15 protein-coding genes are annotated in these 15,634 nt (G+C 70.7%); 11 read left to right on the top strand and 4 right to left on the bottom strand.

What is annotated here, in order from left to right:
- Positions 1–67 precede the first annotated feature (67 nt).
- From KV097_RS10915 to holA, 3 genes are read left to right on the top strand one after another with little or no spacing between them, the layout of a single operon-like run.
- A complete protein-coding gene (locus KV097_RS10915) occupies positions 68–1,135 on the top strand; it encodes a ComEA family DNA-binding protein (protein ID WP_220365864.1) in 1,068 nt (355 codons plus the stop codon).
- Positions 1,136–1,140: 5 nt separating this feature from the next.
- On the top strand, positions 1,141–3,510 hold the full coding sequence (locus tag KV097_RS10910; protein WP_220365863.1) for a ComEC/Rec2 family competence protein: 2,370 nt from the start codon (positions 1,141–1,143) through the stop codon (positions 3,508–3,510).
- A gap of 43 nt (positions 3,511–3,553) precedes the next feature.
- Positions 3,554–4,534, top strand: coding sequence for a DNA polymerase III subunit delta (holA, locus tag KV097_RS10905; RefSeq protein ID WP_220365862.1), 981 nt, complete (start codon positions 3,554–3,556; stop codon positions 4,532–4,534).
- Between the two features lie 74 nt (positions 4,535–4,608).
- Here the strand turns inward: holA and rpsT are convergent, their stop codons facing one another.
- The 3 genes from rpsT to KV097_RS10890 all read right to left on the bottom strand — a co-directional run bounded on the left by rpsT (position 4,609) and on the right by KV097_RS10890 (position 5,781).
- The gene (gene rpsT, locus KV097_RS10900) at positions 4,609–4,869 is read right to left on the bottom strand and encodes a 30S ribosomal protein S20 (RefSeq protein ID WP_220344199.1); all 261 of its coding nucleotides are present in this window, start codon (positions 4,867–4,869) and stop codon (positions 4,609–4,611) included.
- Between the two features lie 211 nt (positions 4,870–5,080).
- Positions 5,081–5,305 (bottom strand): DUF6458 family protein, encoded by a 225-nt coding sequence (locus KV097_RS10895; protein ID WP_220344200.1) that lies wholly within the window; start codon positions 5,303–5,305, stop codon positions 5,081–5,083.
- 101 nt (positions 5,306–5,406) lie between these two features.
- Positions 5,407–5,781, bottom strand: a complete 375-nt coding sequence (locus tag KV097_RS10890) for a YccF domain-containing protein (protein WP_220344201.1) — start codon at positions 5,779–5,781, stop codon at positions 5,407–5,409.
- Between the two features lie 93 nt (positions 5,782–5,874).
- Here KV097_RS10890 and lepA point away from each other — a divergent pair, with 93 nt between their 5' ends.
- From lepA to KV097_RS10865, 5 genes are all read left to right on the top strand, one after another.
- Positions 5,875–7,749, top strand: a complete 1,875-nt coding sequence (lepA, locus tag KV097_RS10885; RefSeq protein WP_220344202.1) for a translation elongation factor 4 — start codon at positions 5,875–5,877, stop codon at positions 7,747–7,749.
- Between the two features lie 6 nt (positions 7,750–7,755).
- Positions 7,756–8,256, top strand: coding sequence for a GNAT family N-acetyltransferase (locus tag KV097_RS10880; RefSeq protein ID WP_220365861.1), 501 nt, complete (start codon positions 7,756–7,758; stop codon positions 8,254–8,256).
- A gap of 77 nt (positions 8,257–8,333) precedes the next feature.
- Positions 8,334–8,990 (top strand): TetR/AcrR family transcriptional regulator, encoded by a 657-nt coding sequence (locus KV097_RS10875; protein ID WP_220365860.1) that lies wholly within the window; start codon positions 8,334–8,336, stop codon positions 8,988–8,990.
- A complete protein-coding gene (locus tag KV097_RS10870) occupies positions 8,987–9,916 on the top strand; it encodes a TIGR01777 family oxidoreductase (protein ID WP_220365859.1) in 930 nt (309 codons plus the stop codon). Before KV097_RS10875 ends, KV097_RS10870 begins: the two co-directional genes overlap by 4 nt.
- A gap of 151 nt (positions 9,917–10,067) precedes the next feature.
- Positions 10,068–11,903, top strand: a complete 1,836-nt coding sequence (locus tag KV097_RS10865) for a long-chain fatty acid--CoA ligase (protein ID WP_220365858.1) — start codon at positions 10,068–10,070, stop codon at positions 11,901–11,903.
- 69 nt (positions 11,904–11,972) lie between these two features.
- On the opposite strand, the gene hemW is transcribed toward KV097_RS10865, so the two are convergent.
- Positions 11,973–13,199, bottom strand: a complete 1,227-nt coding sequence (hemW, locus tag KV097_RS10860; protein WP_220344207.1) for a radical SAM family heme chaperone HemW — start codon at positions 13,197–13,199, stop codon at positions 11,973–11,975.
- A 92-nt stretch (positions 13,200–13,291) separates the two neighbouring features.
- Between hemW and KV097_RS10855 the strand changes: the two genes are divergently transcribed.
- Genes KV097_RS10855 through KV097_RS10845 form a run of 3 tightly spaced genes read left to right on the top strand, consistent with a single transcriptional unit; the run spans position 13,292 to position 15,629 of the window.
- Positions 13,292–13,684, top strand: coding sequence for a GntR family transcriptional regulator (locus KV097_RS10855; RefSeq protein ID WP_220344208.1), 393 nt, complete (start codon positions 13,292–13,294; stop codon positions 13,682–13,684).
- Positions 13,681–14,580, top strand: a complete 900-nt coding sequence (locus KV097_RS10850; protein ID WP_220365857.1) for an ABC transporter ATP-binding protein — start codon at positions 13,681–13,683, stop codon at positions 14,578–14,580. The genes KV097_RS10855 and KV097_RS10850 overlap by 4 nt, the downstream gene beginning before the upstream one ends.
- Complete coding sequence (locus KV097_RS10845) at positions 14,577–15,629, top strand: ABC transporter permease (protein WP_220365856.1); 1,053 nt, start codon at positions 14,577–14,579, stop codon at positions 15,627–15,629. Before KV097_RS10850 ends, KV097_RS10845 begins: the two co-directional genes overlap by 4 nt.
- Positions 15,630–15,634: the final 5 nt, after the last annotated feature.

The following is a 15,634-nucleotide window of genomic DNA, read 5'->3' as shown; positions in this document are numbered from 1 at the left end:
GCTGCTTGTCCACAGGTGAGCGGTCGGAGACGGCGCGGCAACGGTCCGCCGCTCTAGCGTCTGTCGTGTGGAGCGACGGGGAGCAGACAGAGCGAGCGAGGCGGCGAGGCGGCGCCTCGAGCTGCTGGCGCGCGAGCTCGACCATCGCGGGGGCGCGTGGGACGCCCCTTCCACCGCCGCGACCGCCGGCGATCCGCTCGGTGACCGGTTCGGTGACCAGCTCGATGACCAGTTCGACGAGGTGGGTGCGGACGCGGCAGGCGACGGTCTGGACGAGCTCTGGCCGACCGGGATGCTTCCGGCGACCCGGATCCCGGGTCCGGCGACCGGGTCGTCGCGCAGATCGCGCGGACTGTCCAGTGACTCGACCGAGCTCGACGAGAGGGGGTGGGGGCGTCACCGCTCGGGCACGGTGCGAGCGACCGGGCAGTCACCGGTCGAGGGCAGTCGACCACCCCTTCCTCGCCTGAGCGTGCTCGGCGACGGGGTGACGCCTCGTCACGTCGGAGTCGCGATCGTGGTCGTGCTCCTTGCGGCCGGGGCGGTGATCTGGTGGGTGCTGCGCGCGCAGCCGCAGGCGGTCGTCGCCGAGCCGGTCGCGCCAGGGGCGTCCGGGAGCCCTTCGGACGTCGCGGTGCCCCAGGCGGACGGACAGCCGGCTGCCGGCGCCGCAGTGCCCGGCGCGACCGCGCCGGCGCAGGTCGTCGTCGACGTCACCGGGCGCGTCCGGCGGCCCGGCATCGTGACGCTGCCGTCCGGCTCGCGCGTCGCCGACGCGATCACGGCGGCAGGCGGCTCGCGGCGCGGCGCCGACCTGTCGTCGGTCAACCTGGCGCGCGTGCTCGTCGACGGCGAGCAGGTCGTGGTCGGGCTCCCGGCCGTCACCGGCCTTCCCGCGCCGGCTCCTCAGACGGCGCCAGGCGGAGGTCCGTCAGGCCCTGGCGGGGTCGTCAACCTCAACACCGCGACGCTCGAGCAGCTCGACACGCTGCCGCAGGTCGGCCCGGTGACCGCGCAGGCGATCCTCGACTGGCGGACGGAGCACGGACGGTTCACCGCGGTCGAGGAGCTCCTCGAGGTCCGGGGGATCGGTGACGCCACCTTGGCGCGGTTGCGCGACCTCGTCACCGTCTGAGCACGGTGTCGACTCGTACGCCCCACCCCGGGACGGGCGACCCTCACCGGTCGCCGCGTGCGCCTGCACCTCGGCCCCGTGCCGCTGTCGCGGTCGACCGTGACGACGAGGTCGACCTGCGGATGCTCGGGCCCGCTCTGGGTGCGTGGTCCGGTGCGGTGGTGGCGACGCGGCTCGAGCTGGTCACCGCCGTCTCCGTCACCACGGCGGCCGTTCTCGTGTGTCTCGTGCTGTCCCGGGTGCTCACGCCGTTGCGCCGGCGCTCGGCGTGGGTCGGGCTCACGCTGGTGCTGCTCCTCACCTCCGTGGTGCTGGGGTCGGTCCGGGCGGAGTCCCACCGGCGGTCGTTCGTCGCCGAGCTCGCTCAGGACGGAGCGACGGTCCGCGCTGTCGCGCGGGTGACGACGGACCCTCGGGTGGTCCGCGGCACCTTCGGCTCGGCCACGGTGTTCGCGGCGACGCTGGTGCGGGCTGAGGCACGGGGCCGGGCGGTCACCCTGCGCGCGCCAGTGACGGTGTGGGTGCGCGGAGACCCACCCATCATCGGGGTCGGCGAGGAGGTCGAGGTCGTCGGCCGCACGCGTCCGGCCGACGACTCCGCCCACGCCGCCACGCTGTCCGCGACGAGCGTGCGTCCTCGTCCCGGGGGCGACCCCGCGTGGTGGTGGGACGCTGCCGGATCCGCACGCGCGGCGGTGAGTGCGTCGGTCGCATCCCGGGGGCACGACGTGTCGGCGCTGGTCCCGGCGCTCGTGCACGGCGACGACCACGCTCTGCCCGACGACCTGAGGGCGGCGTTCCAGACCAGCGGACTCACCCATCTCCTCGCCGTCTCGGGCACCAACCTGACCTTGCTGGTCGGGTTCCTGCTCGCCCTCGCACGACCCCTCGGTGCAGGCCCGGGGAGCCGGGTAGTGCTCGCCGTGCTCGCCACGGTCGCGTACGTGCTGCTGGCGCGTCCGGAGCCGTCGGTCGTCCGCGCCGCGATCATGGGTTTGGTCGGGGTCGCTGGGCTGAGCACCGGCGGACGCAGGCGTGGTGCCCGCTGCCTCGCCTGGGCCGTCGTCGCCGTGGTGGTTCTCGACCCCTGGCTGGCGACGTCGGCCGGATTCCTGCTCTCGGCGGTCGCGACCGGCGGCATCCTCCTGCTCGCGCCTGTCTGGCGCGATGCCCTGGCCCGGTGGATGCCGCGCTGGCTCGCCGAGGCGGTGGCGGTGCCGGCCGCCGCGCAGCTCGCCTGCACCGCACCCGTCGCCGCGCTGTCCGGGGAGGTCTCGGTCGTGGCCGTCGTCGCCAACCTCCTCGCCGCACCCGCCGTCGGACCCGCGACCGTGCTGGGTCTCTCGGGTGGGTTGCTCGGGCTCGTGTGGGCGCCCTCGGGTGCTGCGGTGGGCCTGGTGACCGCGCTCCCCGCCGGCTGGATCGTCCTGGTGGGTCGTCGTGCGGCTGACCTCCCCGGTGCCGCCGCGACCGTCGGTGACGGGCCGGTGGCGGTGAGCGCGCTGGTGGTCGTCAGTGCCGCCATCGCCGTGACCGGCCACCGTCTCCTGCGACGACCCGTTCTCACCGGCCTGGTCCTGGCCGCTGTCACGGCGGTCACCGTCGCCCCCCTTCGCCCGGGCTGGCCCCCTCGCGGGTGGGTGATGGTGGCCTGCGACGTGGGGCAAGGGGACGCCACGGTCCTGAAGGTCGGTCCCGGCTCAGCGGTCGTCGTCGACGCCGGCCCCGACGCGCGCTCGGTCGACCGCTGTCTCCGCGACCTCGGCGTACGCAACGTGCCCGCGATGCTCGTGACGCACGACCACGCCGACCATGTCGACGGCCTGCCCGGCGTGACGCGTCGCCGCTCGCTCGCCTGGATCGGCGCCGGTCCGAGCCGCCCCGACGTCACGGACGCGCCCGTGCGTGAGCTGACGGCCGGAGACCGTTGGCGCGCAGGCGAGGTCACGCTGACCGTTCTCGGGCCTCTTGCCCGCCCCGGGCCTTCTGGCGTCGCCCCCGCGGCGGTGACCGAGGACACCGCCAACGACGCGAGCCTCGTCCTGCTCGCGGAGACCTCGGACGTCCGGGTCCTGCTGACCGGGGACGTGGAGCCCCCCGCGCAGCGGGCTCTCGCCGCGGCCTACCCCACACTCCAGGTCGACGTCCTCAAGGTTCCGCACCACGGCAGCGCGCACCAAGAGGTGGCGTGGCTGACCGGGCTCGGTGCGCGCTGGGCGACGGTCAGCGCGGGGGAGGGCAACACCCACGGCCATCCGGCACCGGAGACGTTGCAGCACCTCCGAGACGCCGGGGCCACGATCTTGCGTACCGATCCGGGTCGTGACGTCGCGGTCGTCGTACGCGACGGCCAGGTGTCCGGTGTCGTTCGCTGACCGTCGTCGGCGGTGTCCTCGCGACGTGGCATGCTGAGCGGCGATGGCGTCCTTGTTCAGCACCGTGCTCCTCGTCACCGGCGGTGTCGAGTTCCTCACCGACCGCTCGATGAGACGTGCTCTCGCTCAGCTCCACGACGAAGACCCCGAGGTGTCGGTCTCCGACGTCGAGGGCTCGACGATCGGGCAGGGCGAGCTGGCCGCGCTCACCAGTCCATCGTTGTTCTCCTCCCACAGCGCGGTCGTCGTACGCGGGATCGAGAGCCTCGACGCGACCGCGGCCGACGAGCTGCTCGCCTACGCCGCAGCGCCGGCGCCCGACGTCGCGGTCGTGCTCACCCACGGCGGGGGCCAGAAGGGCAAGGGCGTCCTCGACAAGCTCCGCAAGCTCGCGGCCGTCAAGGAGGTCACGACCACGGCACCCAAGCCCTGGGAGGTCTCGCGCTGGGTCGCCGCAGAGGTCCGTCACCTCGGCGCCTCCATCTCCGAGGAGGCGGCGGGCTACCTGGTCGACGCGGTGGGGCACGACCTTCGCTCCCTCGCCGCGGCCGCCGACCAGCTCGTCGACGCCGCGACCGGTGCCGACGGCAAGCGCGCACCGATCTCCCTCGAGCTCGTCCGTCAATACTTCGGTGGACGCGCGGAGGTGAAGGGCTTCGACATCGCCGACGCGGCGATCGACGGTGAGACGGCTCGCGCGCTCGAACAGCTGAGGTGGGCCCTCAACAACAACGTGGCCCCCGTGCTCATCACCTCGGCGTTCGCGACAGGGCTCCGTTCGCTCGCCCGTTACGGCGTGGCGTCGAGCAAGGGCCTCCGTGAGGCCGAGCTGGCGCGCGAGGTCGGTGCGCCGCCGTTCCGGCTCAAGCGGCTGCGTGCGCAGCTGCGGGGGTGGGACACCGCAGGGCTCACGACGGCCATCGGCGCCGTCGCCCGAGCAGACCTCGACGTCAAGGGAGCGTCAGACCCGCACTACGCGCTGGAGCGGATGGTCCTCACCGTCGCCGCCTCGCGCGTCCAGTGACGGCGCGATCTCGCCCGGACGCACGAACGGCACCCCCCGCCGGGAGGTGCCGTTGCGTCGGTGAGGTCAGGCGCTCAGAGCGCTGCTGACTTCTTCGCGATGGACGACTTGCGGTTAGCCGCCTGGTTCTTGTGGATGACGCCCTTGGACGCAGCCTTGTCGAGCTTGCGGGTCGCTGCCCTCGCGAGCTGCTGCGCCTCGTCGGTGTTGCCGGCGTCGATGGCGTCGGTGAACCGGCGGACGACGGTCTTCAGCTCCGAGCGCACGGCCTTGTTGCGCTCACGCGCACGCTCGTTCTGCCGGTTGCGCTTGATCTGCGACTTGATGTTTGCCACGGGGCAAGCCTCGTTGTTCTGTCGAAGTGGATGGGTGCGCGCGCGGACACGGACACGCGACCACCCACTGTATCAGCGGCAGACCGGTCGGCCAAAACGCGCCTCGATCCTGCCGGGAGCCGTCCGACGACGAGCCGGGATGGCCGAAGCCAGCGGCCCCCGGCCACCGCACGCGTGCAGTGGACGAGGGCCGCGTCGGGTCGCCTCCGTACTAGCGCGGCGGCGGATAACCGCCGTCGCGGCGCTCCTCGACCACGTGCGTCGAGCGCGTGCGCTGGTGGTTGACGATCAGCGAGACGACGATGGCGGCGACGCCCGCGAGGAGCAGGATCCAGCCGAGCGTCCCCGTGTCCACCACGGTCGTGTCGATGTTGATGACGTCCAGGGCGAAGATCAGGCCGAGGACGATGAGAACGATGCCGAGTCCGATGACCACGACAGTCCTTTCTCTGGGGGATGGTGGCGCTCAACGTACCCGGCCTGGTCCCGGCCGTCAGGCCACCGCGGCCGCCGCCGGGGCGAGAAAAGCCCGGGGCGTCAGCGCACCGGCACGATCCGGTAGCCCAGCGGCATCAGCGAGATCGGGATCATCTTGAAGTTCGCGAGACCGAGCGGGATGCCGATGATGGTGAGGCAGAGGGCGATCCCGCTGACCAGGTGGGCGATCGCGAGCCAGACTCCGGCCAGGACGATCCAGATCACGTTGCCGATCATCGACGCCACCCCGGCGGACGGGTTCGGCTCGATGGTGCGCCCGAAGGGCCACAGCGCGTAGGAGGCGATGCGGAACGACGCGATCCCCCAGGGGATGCCGATGATCGTGATGCAGAGCAGGACACCGGCGAGCGTGTAGCCGATCGCGAGCCAGATCCCGCTGAGCAGGAGCCAGATGACGTTGAGGATCACGTTCACGCTCGAACTGTAAGGCGCATTGCGTGGCGACGTACGACCTGTGCCCTCATGCATTCGGGAACCTGGGGCCGTCATGGGAGGATGGGAGGCACCATGGCCAAGACCTCTCCTGCCTCCTCGGCGCCCGCTCCCGGGGCGACCGATCCGGCGATCCTCCGCAACTTCAGCATCATCGCCCACATCGACCACGGCAAGTCGACGCTGGCCGACCGGATGCTGCAGCACACGGGCGTCGTCGACGGTCGCGCGATGCGCGCGCAGTACCTCGACCGGATGGACATCGAGCGCGAGCGCGGCATCACGATCAAGAGCCAGGCCGTACGGCTGCCGTTCACCAAGTCGACCGGTGAGGACGCGGGGACGACGTACGTCCTCAACCTCATCGACACCCCCGGCCACGTCGACTTCACGTACGAGGTCAGTCGCAGCCTCGCGGCGTGCGAAGGCGCCATCTTGTTGGTGGACGCCGCGCAGGGCATCGAGGCCCAGACGCTGGCCAACCTCTACCTCGCGCTCGACGCGGACCTGACGGTCATCCCCGTGCTCAACAAGATCGACCTCCCGAGCGCGCAGCCGGACAAGTTCGCCGAGGAGCTGGCGCACCTGGTCGGCTGCGAGCCCGACGAGGTCCTGCGGGTCTCGGCCAAGACCGGGGTCGGCGTCGAGGCGGTGCTCAACGCGGTCGTCGACCAGATCCCCGCGCCCGTCGGGAAGCCCGACGAGTCGGCCCGCGCAATGATCTTCGACTCCGTCTACGACACCTATCGCGGCGTGGTGACCTACATCCGGGTGATCGACGGCCACCTGTCGCACCGCGACAAGATCAAGATGATGTCCACCGGTGCCGTGCACGAGCTGCTCGAGGTCGGCGTCATCTCGCCGGAGCCGAACAAGGCCGACCGGATCGGCGTGGGGGAGGTCGGCTACCTCATCACCGGGGTGAAAGAGGTGCGCCAGTCCCGCGTCGGCGACACCGTGACCTCGGCGCAGAAGCCGGCCACCGAGGCGCTCGGCGGCTACCGGCACCCCAACCCGATGGTCTTCGCCGGCCTCTACCCGATGGACGGCGACGACTACCCGACGCTGCGTGACGCGCTCGACAAGCTCCAGCTCAACGACGCCGCGCTGCAGTACGAGCCGGAGACGTCCGGAGCCCTCGGGTTCGGCTTCCGCATCGGTTTCCTCGGCCTGCTCCACATGGAGATCGTGCGGGAGCGGCTCGAGCGCGAGTTCAACCTCGACCTCATCTCGACGACTCCCAACGTGGTCTACCGGGTCGTCATGGAGGACGGCAGCGAGCACCGGGTCACCAACCCGAGCGAGTATCCGACGGGCAAGATCTCCGAGGTCTACGAGCCGGTGGTGCGGGCGACCGTCCTGACGCCGACCGACTACATCGGACCCGTGATGGAGCTGTGCCAGACGCGACGCGGCACCCTCCTCGGGATGGACTACCTCTCGGCGGACCGGGTCGAGATCCGCTACACCGTCCCGCTCGGAGAGATCGTCTTCGACTTCTTCGACAACCTCAAGAGCCGCACCAAGGGCTACGCCTCGCTCGACTACGAGGCGACCGGCGAGCAGGCCGCCGACCTGGTCAAGGTCGACATCCTGCTCCAGGGCGACCCGGTCGACGCCTTCAGCGCCATCGTGCACCGCGACAACGCCTACTCGTACGGCGTCGCGCTCGCGCAGAAGCTCAAGGAGCTCATCCCGCGCCAGCAGTTCGAGGTGCCCATCCAGGCGGCGATCGGTGCTCGGGTCATCGCCCGCGAGACCATCCGCGCGATCCGCAAGGACGTCCTCGCCAAGTGCTACGGCGGTGACATCAGCCGCAAGCGCAAGCTGCTCGAGAAGCAGAAGGAAGGCAAGAAGCGGATGAAGATGGTCGGCCGCGTCGAGGTGCCGCAGGAGGCGTTCGTGGCCGCGCTCTCCACCGGCGACTCGGGTGACAAGGGCAAGAAGTAGCCTCCCGTGAGGGCCGCCACGCTCGCCGACGTCGAGCTCCTCAGAGACATCGAGCGAGCGGCGGACGAGCGGTTCCGGGAGATCGGCCGGGACCTGGTCGCGGACGGTGAACCCGCGCCGTACGAGACGGTGGCCGCGGCGGTCGGTCGCGGCACGGCGTGGGTCGAGGTCGGGGACGCCGGCGCGCCGGTGGCGTACGCGCTCGCAGACGTGCTGGACGGCCGGGCCTTCCTCGAGCAGCTCTCCGTCCTCCCGGAGTACGGCCGACAGGGGATCGGTGCAGCGCTCGTCGACGTGGTCGCGGGGTGGGCACTCGCAGGCGGGCACGCCGAGCTGACGTTGACGACCTTCGCCGACGTGCCGTGGAACGCGCCGTACTACCGGCGCCTCGGCTTCGAGGTGGTGCCCGAGGCGCGGTGGAGCGCGGGTCTGCGTGAGCGTCATGTCGCCGAGTCGGCGTACTTCCGCCCTTGGCCACGGATCGTCATGGCGAGGCCGTTGCGCTGATCTGCGCCGACTCTTGAACACGTTCGAAGGCTGATGCTAGATTCGAACATGTTCAAGTCTCCTGACGGCGCACTCTGATGGCCAAGGACACCCGCGACCGGCTGACCGCTGCCGCGCTACGGCTGTTCCGCGAGGACGGCTACCAGGCGACGACCATGCGCCGCATCGCGGACGAGGCCGGGCTGTCGCTCGGCAACGCCTACTACTACTTCTCGGGCAAGGACGAGCTTGTCCACGAGCTCTACGTCAGCGTCCAGCGCGAGCACCGTGACGTTGCGCTCCCGCGCCTCGTCGAAAGGGCTCCGCTCGCGGACAACCTGCGCGCGGCCCTGCACGCCGGCCTCGACGTGATGACGCCCTACCACGGCTTCGGCACCACGTTCGTGCAGCAGGCGCTCCCCGCCTCGTCGTCGGCGAGCCCGTTCTCCGCGGAGTCGGGGAATGCGAGGGCAATGGCGGTCGACCTCATGGAGCACGTGGTCGCCACCTCCAAGGTGCGACTGCCGAGCGGACTACGCGACCGGCTCCCGGACCTGCTCTGGTTGCTCTACCTCGGTGTGACGCTCCATTGGGTCGTCGATCCGTCGCCGGAGCAGCAGCGCACACGGTCGCTCGTGGATCGGCTCGCACCGGTGGTCTCGAAGGCGGTCGCCCTGTCCCGACTCCCGGTGGCGCGGGGCCTGGTCGACGACGTCGTGGCGCTCACCCAGCCGTCCTCCGGTGCGCTGCGATGAGGCGCGGTGCGGTCGCCGTCGTCGCCGGAGCCTCCGGATACATCGGTCAGCACCTGGTTCGCGCCTGGTCGCGCCACGGGGCGGTGGTGCGGACGATCGGGCGCGGTCCGGACGCGGACGCGAGCTGGGGCGACGCGGCGGGGCTCGCCGACGTGCTCGGCGGTGCCGACCTCCTCGTGAATCTCGCCGGGCGCTCGGTGAGCTGCCGCTACTCCAAGCCCAACGCTGACGCGATCTTCGCCTCACGTACGGAGACCACCGCACTACTCGGCCGGGCCCTCGCCGCGTCGGCGTCCCCGCCGTCGCTGTGGGTCAACGCGAGCACGGCGACGATCTACCGCGATGCGCGAGACCGTCCCATGGACGAGGTGACAGGAGAGCGTGGCGCCGGGTTCTCCGTGGCCGTCGCGCGGGCGTGGGAGCACGAGCTCTTCGACGCGCCCACGGCCGTACGGAAGGTGGCGCTGAGGATGGCGATCGTCCTCGGTGCCGGCGGTGGTGCCGTGAACCCGTTCATCAACCTGGCCCGCCTCGGCTTCGGTGGACCGATGGGGGACGGCGGTCAGATGTTCAGCTGGGTGCACGTGGACGACGTCGTGCGCGTGGTGGACCATCTCGCCGAGCACCCCGAGATCGCCGGACCGGTCAACGTGGCCGCCCCTGACGCGGTGACGAACGCGGAGATGATGCGATCGGTGCGCCGGGCGTTCGGCCGCTCGCACGGTGTCCCGCTGCCGACCTGGGCGCTCGAAGCTGGAGCGCGGCTCATCAGGACCGAGGCCGAGCTCGTGCTCAAGAGCCGCTGGGTCGACCCGGCGACCCTGAGAGGGTCCGGGTTCGCGTTCGCCCATCCCGACCTCGACGGGGCGCTCGGCGAGATCGCGTCGCGCACGCGGCGAGGGCTCCTTCCGGTCGCGCTCGGCTGACCTGGTCCGCGGCCGACGGGCACCCTGCGTCACCAGGGGTGCTGATCGATAACGATTATCTGGTGGATGTGCCTCGGATCACGTCGATCACGTACGATTCGAGCCATCCTGTGATCGCCATCACCACCCCTAACGATGAGGTGCACCCTTCATGGCCAACGCCCCGACACCCGAGCATCTGGAGATTGTCGAGTCCCGTGCCAAGAACGTCGGCGAGATGTTCTTCGCCCGAGTACGCGAGACCCCCACTCGTGAGGCCTACCGCTACCCGGTCGGCGAGAACTGGCGCTCCCTGACCTGGGGCGAGACCGGAGACGTCGTCTCCCGGATCGCGGCAGGTCTCGTCTCGCTCGGCATCAAGCCGGAGGAGCGCGTCGCGATCGCGTCCGGGACCCGCTACGAGTGGATCCTCGCCGACCTCGCCATCATGGCGGCGGGGGCTGCGACGACCACCGTCTACCCGACGACCGTGACCGACGACGTCGCCTACATCCTCGCGGACTCCGGGAGCCGGATCGTCTTCGCCGAGGACGCCGTCCAGCTGGCGAAGCTCCAGGACAAGCGCAGCGAGCTCCCCGACGTGATCAAGGTCGTGCTGTTCGACGGTGACCACGACAGCGACTGGGTGATCACCCTCTCCGACCTCGAGCAGCTCGGAGACAAGCTGCTCGCCGAGCAGCCGTCGGTCGTCGAGGAGCGCGTCGCCGCGATCTCGCCGGACCAGCTCGCGACCCTGATCTACACCTCCGGCACGACCGGCCGTCCCAAGGGAGTCCGGCTCACGCACGACTCGTGGACGTACGAGGGAGCAGCGGTCGCCGCGGGCGGCTACATCACCATCGACGACCTCCAGTACCTCTGGCTCCCGATGGCACACTCTTTCGGCAAGGTGCTCCTGTCGACGCAGCTGCAGATCGGCTTCCCGACCGCCGTCGACGGCGCCATCCCCAAGATCGTCGACAACCTCGCCGTCGTGAAGCCGACGTTCATGGGCGCGGCACCGCGCATCTTCGAGAAGGCCTACGGCCGCATCGTCGGGATGATGGAGGAGGAGGGCGGCGCCAAGCTCAAGCTCTTCCGTTGGGCGACCAAGGTGGCGGCCCAGGTCAAGGCTCTCGAGCGAGAGGGCAAGAAGGTCCCCGCCGGGCTGGCCTTCCAGCACCGGCTGGCCGACAAGATCGTCCTCTCGAAGGTGCGGGACCGATTCGGTGGACGCGTGCGCTTCTTCATCTCCGGAGCCTCCGCGCTGTCGCAGGAGGTCGCCGAGTGGTTCGAGGCTGCCGGCATCCTCATCCTCGAGGGCTACGGCCTCACCGAGAGTGCGGCCGGTTCCTTCGTGAACCACCCCGACCAGTACAAGCTCGGCACCGTCGGCCTGCCGATGCCTGGCACCGAGGTCAAGATCGCGGAGGACGGCGAGATCCTCATCAAGGGTCCCGGTGTCATGCAGGGCTACCACAACCTCGAGACCGAGTCCGCGTCCACGGTGACCGACGACGGCTGGCTCGCGACGGGCGACATCGGCCAGATCGACGAGGACGGGTTCCTCCGGATCACCGACCGCAAGAAGGACCTCTTCAAGACCTCGGGCGGCAAGTACGTCGCGCCGTCGCACGTCGAGGGCGTCTTCAAGGGTGTGTGCCCGCTCGCCAGCCAGATGGTGGTGCACGGCAACAACCGCAACTTCGTGAGCGCCCTCATCACGATCGATCCCGACGCCGCGACGCTCTTCGCCGAGAACCACGGCCTGGCGGGCAAGTCGTACGCCGAGATCGTGACGTCGCCGCAGATGCACAAGGCGATCGAGGGCTACGTCGAGGAGCTCAACTCCAAGCTCAACCGCTGGGAGACGATCAAGAAGTGGCAGATCCTCGACCGCGACCTGTCGGTCGAGGAGGGCGAGATGACGCCGAGCCTCAAGCTCAAGCGCAAGTTCGTCGAGGACAAGTACCGCCCGATCCTGGACGTGTTCTACGCCGCCACCTGACCGGCAGCTGTCTCAGTAGGGCCGCCCCCCGTCGGGGTGCGGCCCTCCTCTGCATGAGAGCGGGGTCGCCTACGGCAGGAGGCGGCGCACGACCGCGTCCGCGAGGAGGCGGCCGCGGACGGTGAGAACGAGACGGTGGCTGTCGTCGGAGAGCTCGACGAGCCCGTCGGAGACGAGCCCCGGCACGGCGGCACGTCCCGCGGCATCCAGCCGGACGAGCGGCATGCCGTCGTGCAGGCGCGACTCGAGCAGCACCTGCTCCACACGACGGGTCTCGAGGTCGAGGATCTCGCGCCCGTGCCCGGGGGATCGGCCCTCGGCCAGCCGCTGGGCGTAGGCGGCGGGGTGCTTGACGTTCCACCAGCGGGTGCCGGCGACGTGGCTGTGCGCCCCCGGCCCGAAGCCCCACCAGTCGGCACCGGTCCAGTAGAGCTCGTTGTGGCGGCACCGCGCGGCGTCGTCGCGGGCCCAGTTCGACAGCTCGTACCACCCGAGGCCGGCGGCGCTGAGCCGCGCGTCCGCGGCGAGATACATGTCGGCCATCAGGTCGTCGTCGGGAGCTGCGACCTCGCCGCGGGAGACGCGGCGTGCGAGCGCGGTCCCCTCCTCGACGATGAGGGCATAGGCACTGACATGGTCGGGACCGAGTGCGAGTGCCGTGTCGAGCGACCGCTCCCAGTCCGCCAGCGACTCTCCGGGCGTGCCGTAGATGAGGTCGACGCTCACCTGCGAGAAGCCGGCGTCGCGGGCCCACCGCACGACGTCAGGCAGTCTGGCCGGGTCGTGCGTGCGGTCCAGCGTTGCGAGAACGTGAGGGACCGCGGACTGCATGCCGTACGAGATGCGGGTGAAACCGCGTGAGCGGAGCGTGGCGAGAGACGCGGGGGTCACGCTGTCAGGGTTCGCCTCCGTGGTGGCCTCGTAGTCGGCCGCCAGCCCGAAGGTCTTGTCGATCCCCTCGAGGATGCGTCCGAGGTCGTCGGAGGCGAGGAGTGTGGGCGTGCCGCCGCCGATGAACACCGTCTCGACCTCCGGCAACGGGCGGTCGGCACGCTGGAGCACCTGAGCCGCCAGCGCGATCTCGGCGAGCACGGTGTCGGCGTAGGAGTCGTGCGAGGCGCCCGGTCCGAGCTCGGACGACGTGTAGGTGTTGAAGTCGCAGTAGCCGCACCGCGTCACGCAGAACGGGACGTGGACGTACACGCCGAAGGGCGCGCCCCCGAGGGCGTCGAGCGAGGCTGCAGGGAGGGCGCCGTCAGCGGGGACGGCTTGTCCCTCGGGAAGCGTGGACGGCATGCCTCCAGTGTCGCAGGGCGGCTGCAAGGACTCTTGCGGTCGGATCCGCTGCTACCTATAGTGCTATTCAGATAGCACATTAGGAGTATCGAATGATCGAGTTCCACCTGGACTCCCGGTCGGGCGTCTCCGCATACCTGCAGCTCGTTCAGCAGGTACGCCGCGCCCTCCGCCTCGGGCTCCTCGACGAGGGCGACCAGCTCCCGACCGTCAAGGACGTCGCGCGTGCGCTGGCGATCAACCCCAACACCGTCCTGAAGGCCTACCGCGACCTCGAGCGCGACGGCCTCGTTGCTCCGCGTCCGGGTGTCGGCACGTTCGTCACGCGGACCCTCACCGACAACACGCTGGCGGCGCACGGGCCGCTGCGTACCGACCTCCAGCGGTGGCTGTCCAAGGCCCGCCGCGCCGGCCTCGACGACGAGAGCATCGAGGCGTTGTTCATGACCACCTTTCGGGCCGCCTCCGAGGAGGACATCGCATGACCACAGCACTGAGAACGCATGAGCTCGGCAAGAGATACGGCCGAAGTCGCCACTGGGCCCTGAAGGACTGCACGCTGGAGCTCCCGGCCGGCCGCGTGGTGGGTCTCGTCGGACCGAACGGCGCCGGCAAGAGCACGCTGCTCGGCCTCGCGGCCGGGATGCTCGTGCCCACCGTCGGTCACATCGAGGTGCTGGGCGAGGGGCCGTCGTCCGGCGCTGAGCACCAGGCGCGCGTCGGCTACGTGAGTCAGGACGCGCCGACCTATCGGGGGATGAGTGTCGCCGATCACCTCCGGATTGGCTCGCACCTCAACCCGCGATGGGACGACGTGCTCGTCCGGGACCGGATCGACCGGCTCGGCATCGACCTGCGGCGCCGCACCGGCAGCCTCTCGGGAGGCCAGCGCGCCCAGATCGCGCTCACGGTGGCCATCGGCAAGCGGCCGGAGCTGCTGATCCTCGACGAGCCCGTCGCGGCCCTCGACCCGCTCGCCCGACGCGAGTTCATGCAGGACCTGATGGAGGCGGTCGCCGAGCAGGACCTCACGGTCGTCCTGTCCTCGCACCTCGTCTCGGACCTCGAGCGCGCCTGTGACTACCTCGTCGTGCTGGTGGACTCCGAGGTCCGGGTCGCGGGCGACCTCGACGATCTGCTGGCCTCGCACCGCCGCATGACCGGCGCGCGGCGTCCCTCCGACGCAGGCCCAGCCGGCCACCACGTCGTGACGGCGAGCCATACCGACCGCCAGAGCACGTTCGTCGTCCGCACCGGCGGACCCGCGGTCGATCCCTCCTGGGACGTGACCCCTCTCGGGCTCGAGGATCTGGTGCTCGCCTACCTGCGCGGCGACGCCTCGTACGAGCGCCCGCGCCCGACCGTCGAGGTGATCCGATGATCTGGCTGACATGGCGCCAGCTGCGTGTCCAGGCGATTCCGGTCGCGGGTGCCGTCGCTCTGCTGCTCGTGGCACTGGCCATCACCGGGCCCGGGATCGTCGACGCGGCAGAGGACGGCGCACGCTCGTTCCTGACAGGACTGAGCGCCGACGCGTTCAAGGTCACGCTCTACTACGTCGGCATCGCGGCGGCGTACGTCTTCCCGCTCGTCGTCGGGGCGTTCTGGGGGGCGCCGATGGTCGCGCGCGAGCTGGAGGCGCGGACGCACCGCCTCGCGTGGAGCCAGTCGGTCACGCGCACACGGTGGCTCGCCGTCAAGCTCCTCGGCGCCGCCCTGGTCACGGTGTCGGTCGCTGGGCTGCTGTCGTGGGGTGTGACCTGGTGGGCCGGACCGATCGAGCGCGCGATCGCGACCGGCGAGGGGACGGGGCCGTTCATGGTCTCGCGCATCGAGCCCGCAGTCTTCGGAGCCCGGGGCCTCGTCCCGATCGGGTACGCCGTGCTGGCGCTCGTGATCGGCGTGCTGGCTGGGCTCGTGGTGCGACGGACCGTCGCGGCGATGGCAGTGACGCTCGTCCTCGTCCTTGGCGTCCAGCTGTTCGTCGGGGTCGTCGTGCGGGCCCAGCTCGTCGAACCCGAGAAGGCCACGAGCTCGATCACGCAGGAGAACCTCGTCGGTCTGATGGTCGAAGGAGCCTCAGGTCCAGGAGACCCGATCGAGAACGTCTCCGAGATCCGTGTCGAGACGGGCCGCACCGGCACGTGGGAGCTGTCGAACGTCACGCTCGATGCCGACGACGAGCGCATGCGGTCGTTGCCGGCGTGGGTGGCCGACTGCGGCGGGCCGCCACCAGGGGAGAGCGCGCAGGCGGGTGCGCGGGCGGCGTGCTTCGACCGGTTGGCGGACGAGGGCTATCGGCAGCAGGTCACGTGGCACCCGTCCAGCGCCTTCTGGACTCTGCAGTGGCGCGAGACGGCGCTGCTCCTCGTACTCGCGCTCGGCCTCGGTGGGCTGTGTTTCTGGCGGATCCGCGGCGACGCACCGTAGGGGCG

The organism is Mumia sp. zg.B17, from assembly GCF_019550915.1.
In the GTDB taxonomy this organism is placed as follows: Bacteria; Actinomycetota; Actinomycetes; order Propionibacteriales; family Nocardioidaceae; genus Mumia.
The sequence above is the reverse complement of the archived record's forward strand: the minus strand, read 5'-3'. Positions and strand labels throughout refer to the sequence as shown.

Bases quoted from the DNA above. Each gene is read 5' to 3' on its own strand.
- KV097_RS10855 (WP_220344208.1), top strand. From the start codon at position 13,292: ATGATCGAGTTCCACCTGGACTCCCGGTCGGGCGTCTCCGCATACCTG.
- KV097_RS10875 (WP_220365860.1), top strand. From the start codon at position 8,334: ATGGCCAAGGACACCCGCGACCGGCTGACCGCTGCCGCGCTACGGCTG.
- KV097_RS10845 (WP_220365856.1), top strand. From the start codon at position 14,577: ATGATCTGGCTGACATGGCGCCAGCTGCGTGTCCAGGCGATTCCGGTC.
- KV097_RS10850 (WP_220365857.1), top strand. From the start codon at position 13,681: ATGACCACAGCACTGAGAACGCATGAGCTCGGCAAGAGATACGGCCGA.
- lepA (WP_220344202.1), top strand. From the start codon at position 5,875: ATGGCCAAGACCTCTCCTGCCTCCTCGGCGCCCGCTCCCGGGGCGACC.
- KV097_RS10865 (WP_220365858.1), top strand. From the start codon at position 10,068: ATGGCCAACGCCCCGACACCCGAGCATCTGGAGATTGTCGAGTCCCGT.
- KV097_RS10870 (WP_220365859.1), top strand. From the start codon at position 8,987: ATGAGGCGCGGTGCGGTCGCCGTCGTCGCCGGAGCCTCCGGATACATC.
- holA (WP_220365862.1), top strand. From the start codon at position 3,554: ATGGCGTCCTTGTTCAGCACCGTGCTCCTCGTCACCGGCGGTGTCGAG.
- hemW (WP_220344207.1), bottom strand. From the start codon at position 13,199: ATGCCGTCCACGCTTCCCGAGGGACAAGCCGTCCCCGCTGACGGCGCC.